Source organism: Micromonospora sp. DT41, from assembly GCF_049841715.1.
Classification (GTDB): Bacteria; Actinomycetota; Actinomycetes; order Mycobacteriales; family Micromonosporaceae; genus Micromonospora; species Micromonospora profundi.
The window spans coordinates 70,082-86,604 of sequence record NZ_JBNCKU010000019.1 but is presented as its reverse complement, the minus strand read 5'-3'; the positions used below and the strand labels follow the sequence as shown (position 1 = coordinate 86,604).

18 protein-coding genes are annotated in these 16,523 nt (G+C 72.0%); 12 read left to right on the top strand and 6 right to left on the bottom strand.

Going from position 1 to position 16,523, the window contains the following annotated elements; all coding sequences use genetic code 11:
- Window positions 1-26 precede the first annotated feature (26 nt).
- Entirely contained in the window at window positions 27-473 is a 447-nt protein-coding gene (locus tag ACLQ23_RS27380) for a GNAT family N-acetyltransferase (RefSeq protein WP_355598042.1), read from the top strand.
- A gap of 162 nt (window positions 474-635) precedes the next feature.
- Here the strand turns inward: ACLQ23_RS27380 and ACLQ23_RS27375 are convergent, their stop codons facing one another.
- Window positions 636-1,127, bottom strand: coding sequence for a DUF4383 domain-containing protein (locus ACLQ23_RS27375; protein ID WP_355598040.1), 492 nt, complete (start codon window positions 1,125-1,127; stop codon window positions 636-638).
- A 227-nt stretch (window positions 1,128-1,354) separates the two neighbouring features.
- Between ACLQ23_RS27375 and ACLQ23_RS27370 the strand changes: the two genes are divergently transcribed.
- Genes ACLQ23_RS27370 through ACLQ23_RS27360 form a run of 3 tightly spaced genes read left to right on the top strand, consistent with a single transcriptional unit; the run spans window position 1,355 to window position 3,355 of the window.
- Window positions 1,355-2,209: a hypothetical protein gene (locus tag ACLQ23_RS27370; protein WP_355598038.1), complete on the top strand. Its 855-nt coding sequence runs from the start codon at window positions 1,355-1,357 to the stop codon at window positions 2,207-2,209.
- A 31-nt stretch (window positions 2,210-2,240) separates the two neighbouring features.
- The gene (locus tag ACLQ23_RS27365; RefSeq protein WP_355598036.1) at window positions 2,241-2,708 is read left to right on the top strand and encodes a phage holin family protein; all 468 of its coding nucleotides are present in this window, start codon (window positions 2,241-2,243) and stop codon (window positions 2,706-2,708) included.
- The gene (locus ACLQ23_RS27360) at window positions 2,705-3,355 is read left to right on the top strand and encodes a DUF3618 domain-containing protein (RefSeq protein ID WP_355598034.1); all 651 of its coding nucleotides are present in this window, start codon (window positions 2,705-2,707) and stop codon (window positions 3,353-3,355) included. The genes ACLQ23_RS27365 and ACLQ23_RS27360 overlap by 4 nt, the downstream gene beginning before the upstream one ends.
- A gap of 223 nt (window positions 3,356-3,578) precedes the next feature.
- Here the strand turns inward: ACLQ23_RS27360 and ACLQ23_RS27355 are convergent, their stop codons facing one another.
- Complete coding sequence (locus tag ACLQ23_RS27355) at window positions 3,579-4,589, bottom strand: glycosyltransferase (RefSeq protein ID WP_355598032.1); 1,011 nt, start codon at window positions 4,587-4,589, stop codon at window positions 3,579-3,581.
- 154 nt (window positions 4,590-4,743) lie between these two features.
- On the opposite strand from ACLQ23_RS27355, the gene ACLQ23_RS27350 reads away from it, so the two are divergent.
- Window positions 4,744-5,382, top strand: a complete 639-nt coding sequence (locus ACLQ23_RS27350; protein ID WP_355598030.1) for a cyclase — start codon at window positions 4,744-4,746, stop codon at window positions 5,380-5,382.
- Window positions 5,379-6,548, top strand: a complete 1,170-nt coding sequence (locus tag ACLQ23_RS27345) for a zinc-dependent alcohol dehydrogenase (RefSeq protein WP_355598028.1) — start codon at window positions 5,379-5,381, stop codon at window positions 6,546-6,548. Before ACLQ23_RS27350 ends, ACLQ23_RS27345 begins: the two co-directional genes overlap by 4 nt.
- A 51-nt stretch (window positions 6,549-6,599) precedes the next feature.
- Here the strand turns inward: ACLQ23_RS27345 and ACLQ23_RS27340 are convergent, their stop codons facing one another.
- Entirely contained in the window at window positions 6,600-7,847 is a 1,248-nt protein-coding gene (locus tag ACLQ23_RS27340) for a cytochrome P450 (protein WP_355598026.1), read from the bottom strand.
- Window positions 7,848-8,043: 196 nt separating this feature from the next.
- Between ACLQ23_RS27340 and ACLQ23_RS27335 the strand changes: the two genes are divergently transcribed.
- Entirely contained in the window at window positions 8,044-8,457 is a 414-nt protein-coding gene (locus ACLQ23_RS27335; protein WP_355598024.1) for a hypothetical protein, read from the top strand.
- 39 nt (window positions 8,458-8,496) lie between these two features.
- Here the strand turns inward: ACLQ23_RS27335 and ACLQ23_RS27330 are convergent, their stop codons facing one another.
- Window positions 8,497-8,715, bottom strand: coding sequence for a DUF397 domain-containing protein (locus tag ACLQ23_RS27330; RefSeq protein WP_053656052.1), 219 nt, complete (start codon window positions 8,713-8,715; stop codon window positions 8,497-8,499).
- 69 nt (window positions 8,716-8,784) lie between these two features.
- Between ACLQ23_RS27330 and pepN the strand changes: the two genes are divergently transcribed.
- Window positions 8,785-11,466: an aminopeptidase N gene (gene pepN / locus ACLQ23_RS27325; protein ID WP_355598022.1), complete on the top strand. Its 2,682-nt coding sequence runs from the start codon at window positions 8,785-8,787 to the stop codon at window positions 11,464-11,466.
- 86 nt (window positions 11,467-11,552) lie between these two features.
- Here the strand turns inward: pepN and ACLQ23_RS27320 are convergent, their stop codons facing one another.
- Together ACLQ23_RS27320 and ACLQ23_RS27315 are read right to left on the bottom strand one after the other, a co-directional pair.
- Window positions 11,553-12,767 carry an FAD-dependent monooxygenase gene (locus ACLQ23_RS27320; RefSeq protein WP_355598020.1) on the bottom strand — a complete coding sequence of 405 codons (1,215 nt, stop codon included), beginning with the start codon at window positions 12,765-12,767 and terminating at the stop codon, window positions 11,553-11,555.
- Window positions 12,768-12,928: 161 nt separating this feature from the next.
- A complete protein-coding gene (locus ACLQ23_RS27315) occupies window positions 12,929-13,588 on the bottom strand; it encodes a PadR family transcriptional regulator (protein ID WP_355598018.1) in 660 nt (219 codons plus the stop codon).
- Between the two features lie 141 nt (window positions 13,589-13,729).
- On the opposite strand from ACLQ23_RS27315, the gene nadD reads away from it, so the two are divergent.
- The 4 genes from nadD (at window position 13,730) to ACLQ23_RS27295 (ending at window position 16,397) form a co-directional block, all read left to right on the top strand.
- Entirely contained in the window at window positions 13,730-14,326 is a 597-nt protein-coding gene (gene nadD / locus ACLQ23_RS27310; protein WP_053656060.1) for a nicotinate-nucleotide adenylyltransferase, read from the top strand.
- Between the two features lie 110 nt (window positions 14,327-14,436).
- Window positions 14,437-14,844 (top strand): ribosome silencing factor, encoded by a 408-nt coding sequence (gene rsfS, locus ACLQ23_RS27305; protein WP_053656062.1) that lies wholly within the window; start codon window positions 14,437-14,439, stop codon window positions 14,842-14,844.
- Complete coding sequence (locus ACLQ23_RS27300; protein WP_355598016.1) at window positions 14,841-15,500, top strand: histidine phosphatase family protein; 660 nt, start codon at window positions 14,841-14,843, stop codon at window positions 15,498-15,500. Before rsfS ends, ACLQ23_RS27300 begins: the two co-directional genes overlap by 4 nt.
- A 48-nt stretch (window positions 15,501-15,548) precedes the next feature.
- Window positions 15,549-16,397 carry a DegV family protein gene (locus ACLQ23_RS27295; RefSeq protein ID WP_355598014.1) on the top strand — a complete coding sequence of 283 codons (849 nt, stop codon included), beginning with the start codon at window positions 15,549-15,551 and terminating at the stop codon, window positions 16,395-16,397.
- Window positions 16,398-16,523 lie beyond the last annotated feature (126 nt).

Below are 16,523 nucleotides of genomic sequence, written 5' to 3'. Positions count from 1 at the left end.
AAATCCGGCCCGCCTAACGTCGGGTGATGCTGATCGAGTCCCGGCCCGCCACCGATCCCGAGATCGCCACACTGGTCGTCGCCCAGCAGCGTGAGCTGCGTACGGCCGACGGCGGGCTGGACGGGCAGGTCACCGTCACCCACGACGACATCCGTTACCTTGCGGTGGTGGCGAACGGCCAGGCCGTCGCCTGCGGCGGCCTCCAGTCGCTCGACGCCAGCACGGGTGAGATCAAGAGGATGTACGTCAGGCCGGCGCACCGGGGACGGGGGATCGCCCGCCAGTTGCTCGCCGCGCTTGAGGAGTTGGCGTTCCGGCAGGGGCACTCGGTGGTCCGCCTGGAGACCGGCACCTACCTGCCGGCAGCGCTCGGGTTGTACGCCTCGTGCGGATACGACCGCATCCCCGTGTACGGGGACGTGGGTAACCCGTACAGCGTCTGTTTCGCCAAGCGGCTGCCGGTCGCGGCCTGACGAGGACGGGGTTCACGCCCCGGTCTCGGCGTGCGCCACGGTGACCGGCTTCGACTCGGCCGAGCCGCGCCGCACGAGGTACGCGGTGAGCAGCACGTAGCCGCCCATCATCGACGTGCTGATACCCGCGACGGTGTGCCCGCGAAACCCCGAAGGGGCAGGTCAGGGTCGGTCGAAGGGGGTGTCCAGCCGCCCGCCCGTGCCGACCTGGTTGGACAGCAACAGCCCGAGCGCGATCATGCCGAAGCCGAGCGCGAGGTGCAGCCAGTTGTCGGCGTTGTTGACAGGCAGGAAGTTCGCGCCGCCCGCCTCGTCGAGCCCTTCGACCACAAGCCCGTACAGCCAGAGGGCGAGGTAGATGGCGCCGCCACCGGCCAGGAAGAGCCGGGCGCCGGCGATGCTGCGGGCCATCACGAGGCCCACCAGCCCGAACAGCAGGTGCACAGCGTTGTGCAGGATCGAGACCTGGAACAGCCCGAGCAGCCGGGCGTCCGAGTGGTGCCCGGCGAAGCGCAGCTGCCCGTAGTCGGTGGTGATGCCGGGGATGAAGCCGAGGACGCCGATCAGCAGGAAGAGCGCGGCCGCGACAAGCGCGGCCTGCTGTACCCGGGGCCGTGGCGCGGCAGGTCGACCACCTCGCGCGTCTCGTGCCATCCCTGCCCCCTCCGTGGATCCGCCGGCCCGCCAATGTCGCTGTCCGTGTCGGCGACGTTACGCAGCCCGACGATCCTCCATTTTGAAGTCGACAGGGGCCTCTCCGCAGAGAAATGCGCGAAGAGGTATGGAAGCGGATTCGCAGGGTAGGTCAATTGTCGGCGGCCACGGCGCCACGGCCGCATCCCCCAGCACACCGCGACGACTTTCCGAGCGGAAGGGAAATCATGACTTACGATCTTTCACCCACCACTTCGACGTACCCGCAGGAGTCCAGCAACGGCGGAGGCGTGCGCGAGCAGGCCCGCCAGGTCGGGTCCGAGGCGGCGCACGCCGGTGGCGCGGTCGCCCAGACCGCCAAGGAGCAGGGCACCGAGGTCGGCCGCGAGGCGGCCCGGCAGGCCCGCAACCTCTACGGCGAGGCGCGTACCCAGCTCGCCAGCCAGACCGGTGAGCAGCAGCGGCGCGCCGCTGGCGGGCTGCGCTCGATCGCCGACGAGATGCGCTCCATGGCCGAGCAGGGTGGCCAGACCGGACCGGTGAGCGAGCTTGCCCGACAGGCCGCCGACCGGGTGCACGGCGTGGCCGGCTGGCTCGAGGAGCGCGAGCCCGGCGACCTGATCAACGAGGTACGCGACTACGCGCGGCGCAGCCCGGGCACCTTCCTGGTCGGCGCTGCCGTCCTCGGTGTGCTGGCCGGCCGCCTGACCCGTGGCATCTCGGCGGGTAACGACGACAACGGCAACGGATCGGCCTCCTACCGGGGCGCCGGGGCGTACGACCCGGAGCAGACCGCTGTGATTCCGACGCCGTCGCCGGTACCTCGCCCCGCCCCGAACGCCGCCCCGCCGGGTGGCTACCTCGACCCGACCCCGGGCACGTACAGCGAGCCGACCTCCGGTGGTTACACCGACCCCGCGCCTGGCGGCTACACCGACCCGACGCCGGGCGGCTACACCGACCCCGCCCCGGGTCGGGCCGGCAGCTACTCGGAGCCGTCCAGCACCGGGCAGCCGCTGCCGCCGGTGACCGAGACCGACCCGCTGCCGGGCGTGCCGTCCAGCGGTAGCCCTCGCCCGTGACCCACCGAGATCTCCGAAGGGAGGCGACGGCATGACCATGCCGACGCAGGGGTCCGGACTGGACTCCGGTTACCACCCCGACGCGGGTGCCCCGCACACCGCGGCCGAGGTGAAGGGCAGCTCGCTCGGTGACCTGATGCGTCAGGTCACCACCGACCTGTCGACTCTCATGCGCCAGGAGGTCGAGCTGGCCAAGGCCGAGATCCGCCAGGAGGGCAAGAAGGCCGGCAAGGCCGCCGGGCTCTTCGGCGGCGCGGGCTTCGGCGGCTACATGGTGGCGCTCTTCGTGTCCATCGCCGTGTGGCAGTTCCTGGACAACGTCATGGACTCCGGACTGGCCGCGCTGATCGTGGCCGTGATCTGGGCCGTGGTCGCCGCGGTCCTGTACTCCAAGGCCAAGCAGAACGCCCAGCACGTACGCGGGCTCAAGCAGACCAACGACAGCGTGCAGCGGATCCCCGACGCGCTCAAACCCCACCCGGAGGGAGTCACCCGATGAGCACCGATCCTGATCAGATCCGCCGGGAGATCGAAGCCACCCGCAACAGCCTCAGCTCCGATGTGGACGCGCTGGCGTACAAGGTCAGCCCCGGCCGCATCGTCGACGACCGTAAGCAGCGGGCCCGCTCCGCGCTGCAGAATGTGAGGGACAAGGTCATGGGAACCGCATCCGACCTCGGCCACGGCACCGGCCACGCCGCGCACTCGGTGGGCGACCGCGCCTCGTCGGCGGCTTCCAGCGTCAGCGACGCCGCGCACTCGGCGGCCTCGACCGTCAGTGACGCCGCGCACAGCGCGCCCCGGGTGATCCGGCAGAAGTCCCAGGGCAACCCGCTGGCCGCCGGCCTCATCGCGTTCGGCGTCGGCTGGCTGGCCTCCTCGCTGATCCCGGCCTCCCGTCGGGAGCAGCAGGCCGCGACGCAGGTCAAGGAGAAGGTCAGCGAGCACAGCGGAGCGGTTAAGGAGAAGCTGGGCGAGGTGGCCAGCGACCTCAAGAACGAACTGCGCGAGCCCGCCCAGCACGCCGCGGACTCGGTGCGGTCCACCGCCCAGGACGCCGTGCACACGGTCAAGGACGACGGCAGGACCGCCGCGCACGACGTCAGGGACCACGCCCAGCAGGCCCGCCAGCAGGTCAGCCCCTGACCCCACCCACACCATCGCAATCCCGAAAAGCTCGCGGCACCTCCGGTGACCGCGAGCTTTTCGCGCCCCCCACGCGTGCCGCGCGCTCCCCGCGTACCCCCGCGATCTTGCAGTTTCGGTCTGGCTTTTGCGCGCTTGAGGTTTGTTTGTCCGGGCAGGAAGTGCAAGATCGCGGGGTGGGAGGGTGGGAGCGCGGGAGGGTGGGAGGGTGGGGAGGCGCTGGTTAGCGGGGGTGTTTTTGCAGGGCTCGGACGGGGTGTGCGGCGTGCCGGATGCGGGTGCCGGCGTACGAAACGCCGCCGAGCAGGAGTCGTTGGCCTACCGCCAGCCAGCCGCACACCCCGCGCTCCAGCAGCCAGATCGGCGCCGCCAGCGCCGTGCCCGCCGGGAAGACCGCGCCGCCACCGGCACGCCGACGACCCACCTCGGCCAGGGCGACGACGCCGGCTGCCGCGCCGAGCAGCAGCCCCGGCCTACGAGCCGCGACCGCCGCGGCCAGCGCCGGCACGACCGCGAGCGCGGTAAGCAGGCGGGCCGGCTGGGCCAGGTCGTCGTACGCCTGGCGGACCCGCTGGCCGCGGAAGTGCGCGGCGTCCGGCGGCAGCCTGCGTACGTACAGCCAGGCCGGCGCGGCCTCCGTTCCGCCGTACGCGCGCACCGTGCGGATCAGCTCCAGGTTCTCGAAGAGCACGTCGGGGTCGTACCCGCCCATGCCGAGGAAGGTGCTGCGGCGCACCGCCAGGGTGCCCGGGTAGTCCGCGCCGAGCGCCCGGTTGAGCAGCGTCCGGCCGGTGTCCCACCAGGCGTGCCAGGGCAGCGGGTCGAAGTAGTTCTGCGGCCGTACCAGGTCGACCCGGTCGAGCATTCGGTGTACCGCGAGCAGCCCGGCCTCGTCGTACCGGATGTCGTCGTCGGCGATCACCACGTGCTCTTGGCGAGCCGCGGCGACGCCGGTGAGGACCCCGAGCACCTTGCCGTTCGCCCCGCGTAGGGCGGGATCGGGTGGGAGGTGCCGGACCAGTCCGCGCCACGCCGCGGCGTGGCGGGCGAAGAGGGCAGGTGCCGAGCCGTCGACCACGAGCACCTCGACCCGCTCGGCCAGCCAGCGCAGGTAGCCCGTCAGCTCGGCCAGGCCGGTGTCGGAGTGCCAGCGCAGCGGCAGAACGTACGCCATCGGTAGCCGGACCGCCGACGTGCCGACGCCCCGACGGCGCTCGCTGGCGTCGATGGACAACGGGTGCCTCCTGGTCGGGGTCGTGGTTCGTGCCTGCCGCAGCACTCCCCGCTCAGCGGGCGATCAAACCGGCGTGTCGTTTCGACCGGTCGGCTCGGGGTAGCGCTGCCCGGGAAGGCTGTCCATCCCCGGACGTCCGGGTGGAGGAGACGACATGACCAACAACGGAACGAGGTGGGCGCTGCTCGGTGTCACAGCGGTGACCGCCGCCGGTGTCGGTAGGGCGGTCGCCCGCCGCCGGCGTCGGCACCAGCCCGACCGGCAGGACGGCTGGTACGTCGTGCGCCGCGCGGTGACGGTGGACCGGCCCCGGGACGCGGTGATCGGGTTCTGGACCGACAGGGAACGGCTGGACCGCGCGCTGGCCGAGTGGGCCACCCTGGAGCAGCTCGACGAGCGGCGCTGGCGGTGCGTGGCCCGCGACCGGAACGGCGGCGACACCGAGTGGCGGGCGGAGATCACCGTCGACGGGCCGGGCGCGCTGCGCTGGCAGGTCGAGGACGGGCCGGTGCCGCAGCACGGACGGGTCGAGCTGGCCGAGGCACCGCAGGGCCGGGGCACTGAGATCCGGGCCGAGCTGCGTTACCGCTCCGGGCCGCTGCGGCGGATGTTCGGCCTGGCCAGCGGCCACGAGCCGGACCTGGCGTTGCGCGACACCCTGCGCCGGGTGAAGGCGCTCGTCGAGTGCGGCCAGGTGATCGACACCCGGCGCGACCCGTCCGGCCGGACTGCCGTCCAGGAGAAGGCGACCGACCGGATGCGGGAGAAGCTGATGACGGGAGGACGGGCATGAGGGCGCTCTGCTGGGAAGGCGTCGGCAAGCTTGCCGTCCGGGACGTGCCGGAGCCGAAGATCCGCGCCGATGGGGACATCATCGTCCGGGTCCGGGCCAGCAGCGTCTGCGGCTCCGACCTGCACCTGATCAACGGATACCTGCCGGCGATGCGGGAGGGTGACATCCTCGGCCACGAGTTCATGGGCGAGGTGGTGGAGGTCGGGCCGGGCGTACGGCAGCACAAGGTCGGCGACCGGGTGGTGGTCGGGTCGGTGGTGGCCTGCGGTGGCTGCTGGTACTGCCGGACCGAGCAGTACTCGCTGTGCGACAACTCCAATCCGCAGCCGGTGTTCACGGAGAAGCTGTGGGGGCACTCGCCGGCAGGCATCCTGGGCTACTCGCACGCGGCTGGTGGTTACGCCGGCTCGCACGCCGAGTACATCCGGGTGCCGTTCGGTGACGTCGGCGCGTTCGCGGTGCCCGACGGAGTGCCGGACGACTCGGTGGTGTTCGCCTCCGACGCGATGCCCACCGGGTGGATGGCAGCGGACTTCTGCGGGCTCACCGGCGGTGAGGTGGTAGCCGTCTGGGGTGCCGGTGGCGTCGGTCAGATGGCGGCCCGGTCGGCGCAACTCCTCGGTGCCGAGCGGGTCATCATGATCGACCGCTTTCCGGACCGGCTTGCCACGGCCGCCGACCGGGTCGGTGTGGAGACGATCAACTACGCCGAGACCGACGTGCTGGAGGCGCTGCGCGAGCTGACCGGTGGACGTGGGCCGGACGCCTGCATCGAGGCCGTCGGCATGGAGTCGCACGATGTCGGGCCGACCTACGCGTACGACCGGGTGAAGCAGTCGGCCCGGTTGCAGACCGACCGGCCGACCTCCGTACGCCAGGCGATCATGGCCTGCCGCAAGGGCGGCACGGTGAGCATCGTCGGCGTCTACGCCGGGCTGATCGACAAGTTCCCGCTCGGCGCGGCGATGAACAAGGCGCTGGTGTTGCGGATGGGGCAGATGCACGCGCAGCGCTACATCCCCATGTTGCTCGACCGGTTGGCCGCCGGCGAGATCGACCCCGGCTACCTGGCCACCCACCCGATCCCCCTTGAGGAGGGTGCCCGGGGTTACGAGATGTTCGAGAAGAAAGAGGACGGGTGCCTCCGGAGCGTCCTGCACCCCTGACCCCTGCCGTACCATCGCCCCGCCGGTCTGGTTCCTGGCCGGCGGGGCAGGTCAGGTGGCCCGACGGATGGCGGTGAGGGTCATGCCGCTCGGTGGCAGGGCCGGCATCTGGCTCAGATCCAGCCGCAGATCCTGCGGCGGCACGTCGTAGGTCATGGCGCTCGTCAGGTTGGTGACCGCCCGCTTCATCAGGTCGATGGTGATCCACTCGCCAGCGCAGCGGTGCCCGGCGAAGAAGTCCCCGCCGCCCTGTGGGATCAGCTCGAACGGGTCCACCCGGCGGCCGGCGAACCGTTCCGGGCGGAACAGCTCCGGCTCCGGCCAGAGCGTCGGGTGGTGATTGGTGCCGTAGAGGTCGAGGAGCACCCGCCGCCCCCGGGGAAAGTGGTGGCCCTCCCAGTCGAAGGAGCGCCGGACCCGGGCGGCGGACGAGGGAAAGAACGGGTAGTAGCGGCGTATCTCCTGGACGAACTGCTCGGTGGCCTCGTCGCTGTCGCGGACCCGCTGCCGCCAGGCAGGGTGGTCGTGCAGGGCGAGGGCCGCGAAGGCGACGTACCGGTCCACGGCGACCACTGGGCGCAGCACGTTGAGCAGCTCGACAGCGGCGATCCGGCGGGGAAGCAGCGACCCCTGCGCGTCGCGGTGCTCGGCGATCACCTGTAGCGCGCTGCCGGGCGGCGCCGGATGGGTGCCCACCCGGGCCCGCTCGATGAGGTCGCCGATCCAGCGTTCGGCCCGGCGGCGGGCGAGCAGGCCCCGCCAGTGCCGAGGGCCGACCATCGCCGGGCCTTCGATCATGGCGTGCAGCTCGACGGTCCGGCGGTCGACCTGCGAGGTGACAAGCGGCACCCCGGCCCAGGCGCAGACCACCTGGGTCAGCAGGCGACCCGTCTCGTCGTAGAGCCGCACCGGCCCGGCGGCCTCCCAGGCGGCGATCCGGGTCCGCCACTCGTCGTCGAAGAGCTGCCCGAGCCTCCGGATGTTGTCCGGCGTCATGATCGACATGAACATCGCCTTGCGGTCGGCGTGCTCCGGGCCGTCCAGCCCCTGCACCCCGCCTCGGCCGGTGAGCGTGCGCTGCACCCGCAGCGGCATCGCGTTGCGCCGCTGGAAGCGCTCGGGGTCGTAGAACAGCGCCGCCGCCGACCTGCCGCGCAGGCAGATGGTCGGCGTCAGCAGAATCCGGGTCTGGAAGGCATCGCTGCCGTACCTGTCGCAGCGCTCACCGATGAACCGGTACCCGGCGCGGAGGAACGCGAGGGTGCTGTCCGGGCTGCGGTCGACCGGCAGGGTCGCCATCGGTGTCTCCTCACGCGCAGGTGGCGGCCGTCGACCACCGGCCGCCTTCGCGTTGTGACTACCCCGGTCGCCGCCGCTGAATCACGCCGACCGGGCCCCGCTGGCCCCTCCCAGGAACGGCGGAACCTGGTTGGCTTGCTGGTGAGGCCGCCGCCTGCCGGCGGGCCTCGAAGGCCACGGCCACGGGGAGGGCGCGATGCGGGAGAACAGATCGCCACACTGGCGGCAGCGACGGGCGGCCGGGAAATCGGGCGGGGGCCGCGACGACCGGCCGCTGATCGGGCCGCCCAGGCGGCCCACCCGACCGCACCGGTTCTTCACGGTGCACCTGGGCTTCACCGCGCCGGGCACGGCCGACGCCCGCGAGGTGGCAGTGTCGTACGCCGAGGCGCTGAGCCTGCTCCGCCCGGAGTTGGCACTCGGCGCGGCGGCCCTGTCACCGGCCGACGCCTGGCACCGGGCCGAACGACTGTTCTGCGGGGCGGTCGGCCCGGACGGGGAGCGCTGCGTCGACGTGGCCGACCATCCCGGCTTCCACCACGCGCCGGGTCCCGGCGGCCTCGGTTGGGGCGACGGAGACGGAGACGGCGACGGAGACCACGATGGCTGACGACGGGCGGCGACACCGCCCTTCGGCGCCCGGTCGCAGTCAGTCCAGGTCGAACTCGCCGTCCTGCGCGCCGGCCACGAACGCGTCCCACTCGGCCTGCGTGAAGACGAGCACCGGTCCCTCCGGCTCGGCGGAATTGCGCATCCCGATCAGGTCGTCGACGAAGGCGACCTCGACCGCGCTGTCGGAGGTGTCCCCCTCGGCCCGCTGCCAGACCGCCCGGGAGAGGTCGAAATCGCCCTTGGGGTGCTCCGCCATGGTTCTTTCCTCCAGTGCCGAGGGCCGTGTGGGGACCGATTGCCGATCCCCATCGGGCAGGATAAGCGGATGCCGAGCCTGACCCGTGTAGAGGCGACCGCGCGTGGCGCGACGATTACCGTCGAGTCCTATCAGGTGGACATCGACCTGACCGGTGGCGGTGACCTGTTCCGCTCCCGCGTCGAGATCCGGTTCCGGGCGACCCCCGGCGCCGCGACCTTCGCCGAGATCAAACCCCACACCCTGCTGGGTGTACGCCTCAACGACCGCGACCTGGACCCGGGCGTGCTTGCCGACAACCGGCTGCCGCTCAGCGACCTGGAGGCGGACAACACGCTTGTCGTCGAGGCGGAGATGGCCTACTCCAACACCGGGGAGGGGATGCACCGCTTCGTCGACCCGGCCGACGGCGAGACCTACCTCTACGCCGTGACGTTCCTCGACAACGTGCAACGCATCTTCGCCGCGTTCGACCAGCCTGACCTGAAGGCGTCGTTCGTGCTCGCTGTGACCGCCCCGCCGGAATGGACAGTCGTCGGCAACGCCGAGCTGACCGCCAACCCGGCCCCCGGGCGCTGGGAGTTCGCCCCGACGGCACCGCTGGCCACGTACTTCTTCTCGCTGATCGCCGGGCCGTACCACGTGCGGCAGGCCGAGCACGACGGCGTACCGCTGGGCATCTACTGTCGCCGGTCGCTGGCCGAGCACCTGGACGCCGACGCCGAGGAGATCTTCACAGTCACCCGGCAGTGCCTGGACCGGTTCCACGAGCTGTTCACCGAGCGCTACCCGTTCGGCAAGTACGACCAGGCGTTCGTGCCCGAGTTCAACGCCGGCGCGATGGAGAACCCGGGCATCGTCACCTTCCGCGACGACTACGTGTTCCGCTCGGCGGTCACCGACACACAGCGCGAGCTGCGGGCCACCACCATCGCCCACGAGATGGCGCACATGTGGTTCGGTGACCTGGTCACCATGCGCTGGTGGGACGACCTGTGGCTCAACGAGTCCTTCGCCGAATACCTGGGCACCCGGGTCACCGCCGAGGCGACGCGCTTCGACCAGGCGTGGACGACGTTCGCCATGCGCCGCAAGGCCTGGGGGTACGCCGCCGACCAGCGCCCCTCCACCCACCCGGTCGCCCCGGAGGAGGTGGCCGACGCCGAGGAGGGCCTACTCAACTTCGACGGCATCTCGTACGCCAAGGGTGCCAGCGTGCTGCGGCAGTTGGTCGCGTGGCTCGGTGACGAGGCGTTCCTCGCTGGCCTGAACGCGCACTTCGCCGCACACCGCTTCGGCAACGCCACCCTCGCCGACCTGCTGGCCAGCCTCTCCACCGCGAGCGCGAGGAGTGAGCTTGCGAGCCCCGCAGTCGCGAGTAACGACGGCGCCGCGAGCGCGAGGAGTGAGCTTGCGAGCCCCGCAGTCGCGAGCAACGACGGCGCCGCGAGCGCGAGGAGTGAGCTTGCGAGCCCCGCAGTCGCGAGTAACGACGGCACCGCCGCCAGCGGCCGGGACCTGTTCGACTGGGCGCAGCGGTGGCTGCGCAGCCCGCAGGTAAACACGCTGCGCGCCGAGGTGGCCGTCGATGCCGACGGCCGCTACAGCGAGGTGGCCGTCGTGCAGACCGCGCCCGAGTCGGCAGCGGTGCTGCGCCCGCACCGGATCGGGGTGGGCCGTTACTCGATGGACGGCACTGTGGAGCGTGACGAGGTCGATCTCGACCCCGCTGTCGACGGTGGCCGTACCGTGCTCGGCGCGCTGACCGGGGCACCGGCGGCCCGGCTGCTGCTGCTCAACGACGGCGACCTCACCTTCGCCAAGGTGCGCCTCGATCCGGCCTCGGCCGACGCCGTTCCGCTGGTGCTGCCCGGTCTCGCCGACCCTCTCACCCGGGCGGTGCTCTGGGGCGAGGCGTTGGACGCGGCGACCGACGGGGAACGGCCGGTCACCGGCCTTGTCGACCTGATGGTCGCCGCGCTGCCCGCCGAGATCGAGGTGATCATCGCGGAGGACGTGCTGACGCTCAGCAGGTCGCTTGTCGACCGCTACCTCGACCCGCTGGCCCGGTCGGCGGCGCTGGCCCGGATCGCCGGGGCGTGCCGGCAACTGCTCGACGGCGCACCGGCGGGGGAGTCCCTCCAACTCGCTGCCGCGCGAGCATGGGTCGCCGCCACCACCGACGTCGATCTGCTCACCGGCTGGCTCGCCGGTCGCGACGTGCCGGCCGGGCTGAAAGTCGACGCCGAGCTGCGCTGGTCGGTGCTGTGCCGCCTCGTCGTGCTGGGCGCGGCCGGTGCAGCGGAGATCGCCGCAGAGGTGGCCGCCGATCCCAGCTCCGCGGGTGCCGAGCGGGCCGCCCTCTGCCGGGCCGCCCTGCCGGAGCCGGCCGCGAAGCAGGCCGCCTGGGAGGTCATCGTGCGGGGCACCGAGCTGTCCAACCGGCTGCTGGAGGCGACCGCCGAGGGGTTCTGGCAGCCCGAGCAGGCCGAGCTGACCGCCGCGTACGTCGAGCGGTACTTCGCCGAGATGCCGGCCGCCGCCCGTGGACGTACCCCGTGGACGGCCGATCGGGTGGCGAAGCTGGCGTTCCCGCGCTACGCCGTGGCGCAGCCGACCCGGGAGGCCGCCGCGGCGCTGCTGGCCCGCGACGACCTGACCCCGGGTCTGCGTCGGGTGGTCACCGACGCAGACGACGACCTGCGCCGCGCGCTTGTCGCCCGCACGGCGGTGGCCGCGGCGGCGGCCTGAGCCGAGCCGGCGCGGGCGGCGAATCGGGACTGCCCGTGTCGCTCCGGGCGCGGGGTGGCCGGTGGGTCACCCCGCGCACCGGAACGTCAGCGCAACGCCGGGTCGGCAGTGACCGGGGCGTCCCAGTCGATGACGTAGCGCTGCTCGTGGGCGACTGTCTTCTCCGGGTCCATCGCGGTGCGCACGAGCAGCGGCATCAGCAGCGGCATGAGCGTGCGGGCGACCGGCCCTGGCGCTTTGGCGTGGTTGATGCGGGCCGCGCGGGCGGCGACCTTCTCGACCCGGGCGCGGCGCAGTCGCACGAACGCGGCAAGGGCCGACTCCACGTCCGGCAGGTCGCGCAGGCAGCGGGCGAGTTGCACGCCGCTCTCGATGGCAAGCGACGCTCCCTGCCCGGAGCTGTTCGACGGCGCGTGCGCCGCGTCGCCGACCAGCACCATCCGCCCCCGATACCAGTGCGGCACCTGCGGCATTATCTGCAACGCCCCGACCACCTGGAGTTCGTCGGCGTCGCTGGTCGCCGTCAGCTGCCGGCCGGGGTCGTCGTCGCCGTAGCTTTCGCGCAGGGTGTCCAGCCACTGCGCCGCCGGTACCGCGCGGGCCTCGACGAGGCTCAGTGGCCGCTGGTACGGCAGGTTGGCACCCCACCGGGTGCCGCCGCCGGGCTCCGGCCAGTACAGGTAGTAGCCGCGCCTGCCGAACGCGAACGTCATGGTGCCGGGCTCGGCGTCCACCTCGTGCCGCGCGACCGCCTCGAAGCCGAGCAGGCCGGTGAAGCGGGGGCCGGGAGCGGCCGGGTCGATGAGGCTCCGGACCGTGGACCGGATGCCGTCGGCGCCGACGAGGATGTCGGCGGTGGCGGTGCTGCCGTCCTCGAAGCGGGCTGTCACACCGCTGTCGGTCTGGTCGGCGTGGACCAGCCGCCTGCCGTACGCGAACGGAACGCCCTCGGAGACCGCCCGGTCGTGCAGGACGCGGTACAGCGCGGCCCGGTGGACCACGCGCAGTGGCGGCGCCCCGGCCAGTGTGGGCAGGTCGACGCGTCGACGGCCGACGGCCATCACGGTGCGCTCGATCGGGGTGGCGATCGCCGTCACCGCCTCGCCCGCGCCGACCGCACGCAGCGCCGCCACGCCGTTTGGCGCGAGCGCGAGGGTGCCGCCGATTCCGCCGGCCCCGCTGGCAGTCTCCGGGTACGCCTCGTACACGGTGGCGGTGATGCCGGCGCGGCGTAACGCGAGTGCCGTCACCGGCCCGGCGATGCCGCCGCCGATGACGATCGCGGTTCGTACCGTGGTCATGTTCTCTCCCTGTGGTTCGTCGGTGCGTGCGCGTGCGAACCGACCTGGGAGGGACCCGGTTATCCTCGTGGTTGCCGCATTCGGGCCGGGTGTCCTGCACAGGTGTCGGTTCGAGGTAGGGCTCCGGCGGGGTGTTGGCGCACCCCGCCGGAGCCGTTTTTTCAGTCGGTGGTGTCGGGGTCCTGGCTGGTCCTCTCTGCCAGCTCGGTCAGCTCGGCCGGCATCTCGCCGGTCTCGTGGAAGGTCCGCCAGACGTCCAGGCCCGGGTAGGTGCCCGAGGTCAGCTCGCCCAGTAGCCCGCGCAGCCAGGCCGCCTCCGCGGCCCGCATGGAGATGTCGTATTCCGACTCGATCAAGAACAGTCGCGGGATCTCCCGCAGGTGGGTGTCGAGCGTGTCGCGGTCCCGGCGGATCGCGCCCTCCAGCAGGTCGAGTCGCCGGCGCAGCAGGTCCGTGGCCTCGTCGGGGTGCAGGGCGGCGAGCACGGAGAGGCCGGCGCGGAAGCGGGGGTGCTCCGGCTCCGGCGTGGAGACCAGTTCGCGGGCCCAGTCGACAAGCTCAGCGCGCCCCGCCTCGGTGATCCGATAGACGGTGCGTTCCGGACGTCGGCTGTCGCGGACGCTCTCCACGGCCGCGATCAGCTGGTGTTTGTCCAGGTTGCGGACCACTGTGTAGAACGATCCCCACTTGAACTGCATGTCCTGGTCCTTGCCCCAGGCGCGCAGTGTGGTGGCGATCTCGTACGGGTGCATGGGCCGCTGGGCAAGTGCGGACAGCACGGCAAGCGCGAGCAGGTTGCCGACCTTGCGCCGCTTCGGCATGACGGGCCTCCCGCTCTCGCCCTCGATTACTTGTCTACGAGTATATGCACGCGAGTAGCGGCGCCGCGACCCTCGACGTCGCTGCCGACCGCACCTCCGGGCCAGGGTGGCCAGCCATCAGACTCCGCCTACGATCATCGGGTGGAGGAAGACATCCGGCGGATCGGGATCATGGGTGGCACCTTCGACCCGATCCACCACGGGCACCTCGTGGCGGCCAGCGAGGTCGCGGACCGGTTCGGCCTGGACGAGGTGGTATTCGTCCCCACCGGGCAGCCGTGGCAGAAGGCCGACGAGATGGTCAGCCCGGCCGAGGACCGCTACCTCATGACCGTCATCGCCACGGCCTCGAACCCTCGCTTCCAGGTCAGTCGGGTCGACATCGACCGCAACGGGCCGACCTACACCGTCGACACCCTGCGCGACCTCCAGGCCGAGTACGGCCCCAAGGTGCAGTTGTTCTTCATCACCGGTGCGGACGCCCTGCAACGCATCCTGTCCTGGAAGGACCTGGACGAGATATTCGAGCTGGCCCATTTCGTGGGGGTGACCCGGCCCGGCTTCCCGCTGACCGACAAGCACCTACCTGCGGACACTGTCAGCCTGATCCAGGTGCCCGCGATGTCCATCTCGTCGACCGACTGCCGCGCCCGGGTCGCCCGGGGTGAGCCGGTCTGGTACCTCGTGCCCGACGGTGTGGTGCAGTACATCGCCAAGCGCCGCCTCTACCAGCGCTGATTCTGCCCAGTATGGGTGCCTTCATGCCCTTAACCGACCAGAACTGACGGGTCGGGGCGTCCCCGGGTGTGAGACGCTTGGAGGATCGCACGGTTGATCGAAGGAGAACGGTGACAGTTTCCGAACGCGCTCACGAGCTGGCTATCGCCGCCGCCCAGGCCGCCGCCGACAAGAAGGCGCAGGACATCGCGATCATCGACGTCGGCGACCAGCTCGCCATCACCGACGCGTTCCTGCTCGCCGCCGCCCCCAACGAGCGTCAGGTGCTTGCCATCGTCGACGCCATCGAGGAGCGCCTGCTGGAGCTGCCGGAGAAGGCCAAGCCGGTGCGGCGCGAGGGTGAGCGTGGCGGCCGGTGGGTGCTGCTCGACTACGTCGACATCGTGGTGCACGTCCAGCACACCGAGGAGCGCGAGTTCTACGGGCTCGACCGCCTCTGGAAGGACTGCCCCACCATCCCGTTCGTCGACCGCGACCTGGTCGAGGCCGACGCCAGCGGGTCCGCCGCAGCCGAATGACCCGACTGATCGTCTGGCGGCACGGCAACACCGACTGGAACGCCGCCAACCGCGTCCAGGGGCAGACCGACGTACCCCTCAATGATCGGGGTCGCGACCAGGCCCGGACCGCCGCGCCGCTGCTCGCGGCGCTGCGGCCCGACGCCATCGTGTCCAGCGACCTGAGCCGCGCCGCGGACACCGCCGCGGCGCTGGCCGCGCTGACGGGGCTGCCGGTCCGCACCGACGCCCGGCTGCGCGAGCGCCACTTCGGCAAGTGGCAGGGCCTGCACCTCACCGAGGTCGCCGAGCAGTTCCCCGAGGAGTACGCGCGCTGGCGGGCCGGTGACCCCGCCCCGGGCGCGGATCTGGAGCCCCTTCACGACCTCGGCGAGCGGGTCAGCGCCGCACTGCGGGAGGCGGCCGACGCCGCGACCGGCGGCACCGTGGTGGTCGCCACCCACGGTGGCGCCTCCCGGCAGGGCATCGGTCACCTGCTCGGTTGGGACAGGGGGGTGCTGCGCACGATCGGCTCCCTGGCCAACTGCCACTGGAGCGAGCTGCGGCACGACGACCGCGCGCCGGCTGTCGGGCGCGCCCATGACGTCAGTGGCTGGCAGTTGCGGGCGCACAACGTCGGCCTGGTCACCGCCCCGGTGGTCGTCGACGCGATCTAGGCGCTTCCGCCTCGTCGTTCGCCGTCCCGATCGGCTACGGTGCCGGGCATGCCCGTCGCGGTCGTCACCGACTCCACCGCCTACCTCTCGCCCGAGCTGGTGCAGCGCCACCACCTGACCGTCGTCCCGTTGACCGTCGTGCTCAACGGTGCGGAGGGGCTGGAGGGGGTGGACACCCAGCCGGCCGACGCCACCCGGGCGCTCAGTGGCCGGCGGGTCTCGGCGACCACCTCCCGGCCAGCGCCCGAGCAGTTCGCCCGGACGTACCGCCAACTGCTCGACGCCGGGGCCGACGGGGTCGTCTCCGTGCACATCTCCGCAGGCCTTTCCGGCACCGTCGAGGCCGCCCAACTGGCCGCCGCCGACTTCGGCGGCCGGGTCGAGGTCGTCGACAGTCGCTCCACCGGCATGGGGCTCGGCTTCCCGGCCATCGCGGCAGCCACCGCCGCCGAGGCCGGTGCCGACCTCAACGGTGTACGCGACGCCGCGCTCGCCGCCGTCGCCCGTACGACCGTCTGGTTCTACGTCGACACGTTGGAGTTCCTCCGCCGGGGCGGCCGGATCAACGCGGCCGAAGCGCTGTTCGGCACCGCTCTGTCGGTCAAACCGATCATGCACATGCCGGACGGGGCGATAGTCCTGCGCGAGAAGGTCCGCACCGCCAGTCGAGGAGTGGCCCGGCTCGTGGACCTGGCCGTCGAGGCGGCCGGGGACGACGACGTGGACCTCGGTGTGCACCACCTGGCCGCGCCGCAGCGAGCCGAGGCGTTGCTCGCCGCGCTCACCGAGCGGCTCGGCGACCGGCTGCACGACACGTACGTCTCCGAGGCGGGTGCTGTCGTCGCCGCGCACGCCGGCCCGGGGCTGGCCTGCGTCGTCGTACACCGCCGCAGCTGAGGTGCTCTCTTCGCCGCTCCGCCGCTTCGCCGCTCCTCGGGCGACCGTCCGGCCCATAGCAGATCGAGGCATGATCAGGGCGTTGTCCACAGTGGCGTTCGTTGTCCACAGGGTGGATGCGGCGTG

What these genes read in the sequence shown, in the direction of transcription:
- ACLQ23_RS27380 (WP_355598042.1), top strand. Translation starts at nt 27, where the DNA reads ATGCTGATCGAGTCCCGGCCCGCCACCGATCCCGAGATCGCCACACTG.
- ACLQ23_RS27375 (WP_355598040.1), bottom strand. Translation starts at nt 1,127, where the DNA reads ATGGCACGAGACGCGCGAGGTGGTCGACCTGCCGCGCCACGGCCCCGG.
- ACLQ23_RS27370 (WP_355598038.1), top strand. Translation starts at nt 1,355, where the DNA reads ATGACTTACGATCTTTCACCCACCACTTCGACGTACCCGCAGGAGTCC.
- ACLQ23_RS27365 (WP_355598036.1), top strand. Translation starts at nt 2,241, where the DNA reads ATGACCATGCCGACGCAGGGGTCCGGACTGGACTCCGGTTACCACCCC.
- ACLQ23_RS27360 (WP_355598034.1), top strand. Translation starts at nt 2,705, where the DNA reads ATGAGCACCGATCCTGATCAGATCCGCCGGGAGATCGAAGCCACCCGC.
- ACLQ23_RS27350 (WP_355598030.1), top strand. Translation starts at nt 4,744, where the DNA reads ATGACCAACAACGGAACGAGGTGGGCGCTGCTCGGTGTCACAGCGGTG.
- ACLQ23_RS27345 (WP_355598028.1), top strand. Translation starts at nt 5,379, where the DNA reads ATGAGGGCGCTCTGCTGGGAAGGCGTCGGCAAGCTTGCCGTCCGGGAC.
- ACLQ23_RS27340 (WP_355598026.1), bottom strand. Translation starts at nt 7,847, where the DNA reads ATGGCGACCCTGCCGGTCGACCGCAGCCCGGACAGCACCCTCGCGTTC.
- ACLQ23_RS27335 (WP_355598024.1), top strand. Translation starts at nt 8,044, where the DNA reads ATGCGGGAGAACAGATCGCCACACTGGCGGCAGCGACGGGCGGCCGGG.
- ACLQ23_RS27330 (WP_053656052.1), bottom strand. Translation starts at nt 8,715, where the DNA reads ATGGCGGAGCACCCCAAGGGCGATTTCGACCTCTCCCGGGCGGTCTGG.
- pepN (WP_355598022.1), top strand. Translation starts at nt 8,785, where the DNA reads ATGCCGAGCCTGACCCGTGTAGAGGCGACCGCGCGTGGCGCGACGATT.
- ACLQ23_RS27320 (WP_355598020.1), bottom strand. Translation starts at nt 12,767, where the DNA reads ATGACCACGGTACGAACCGCGATCGTCATCGGCGGCGGCATCGCCGGG.
- ACLQ23_RS27315 (WP_355598018.1), bottom strand. Translation starts at nt 13,588, where the DNA reads ATGCCGAAGCGGCGCAAGGTCGGCAACCTGCTCGCGCTTGCCGTGCTG.
- ACLQ23_RS27300 (WP_355598016.1), top strand. Translation starts at nt 14,841, where the DNA reads ATGACCCGACTGATCGTCTGGCGGCACGGCAACACCGACTGGAACGCC.
- ACLQ23_RS27295 (WP_355598014.1), top strand. Translation starts at nt 15,549, where the DNA reads ATGCCCGTCGCGGTCGTCACCGACTCCACCGCCTACCTCTCGCCCGAG.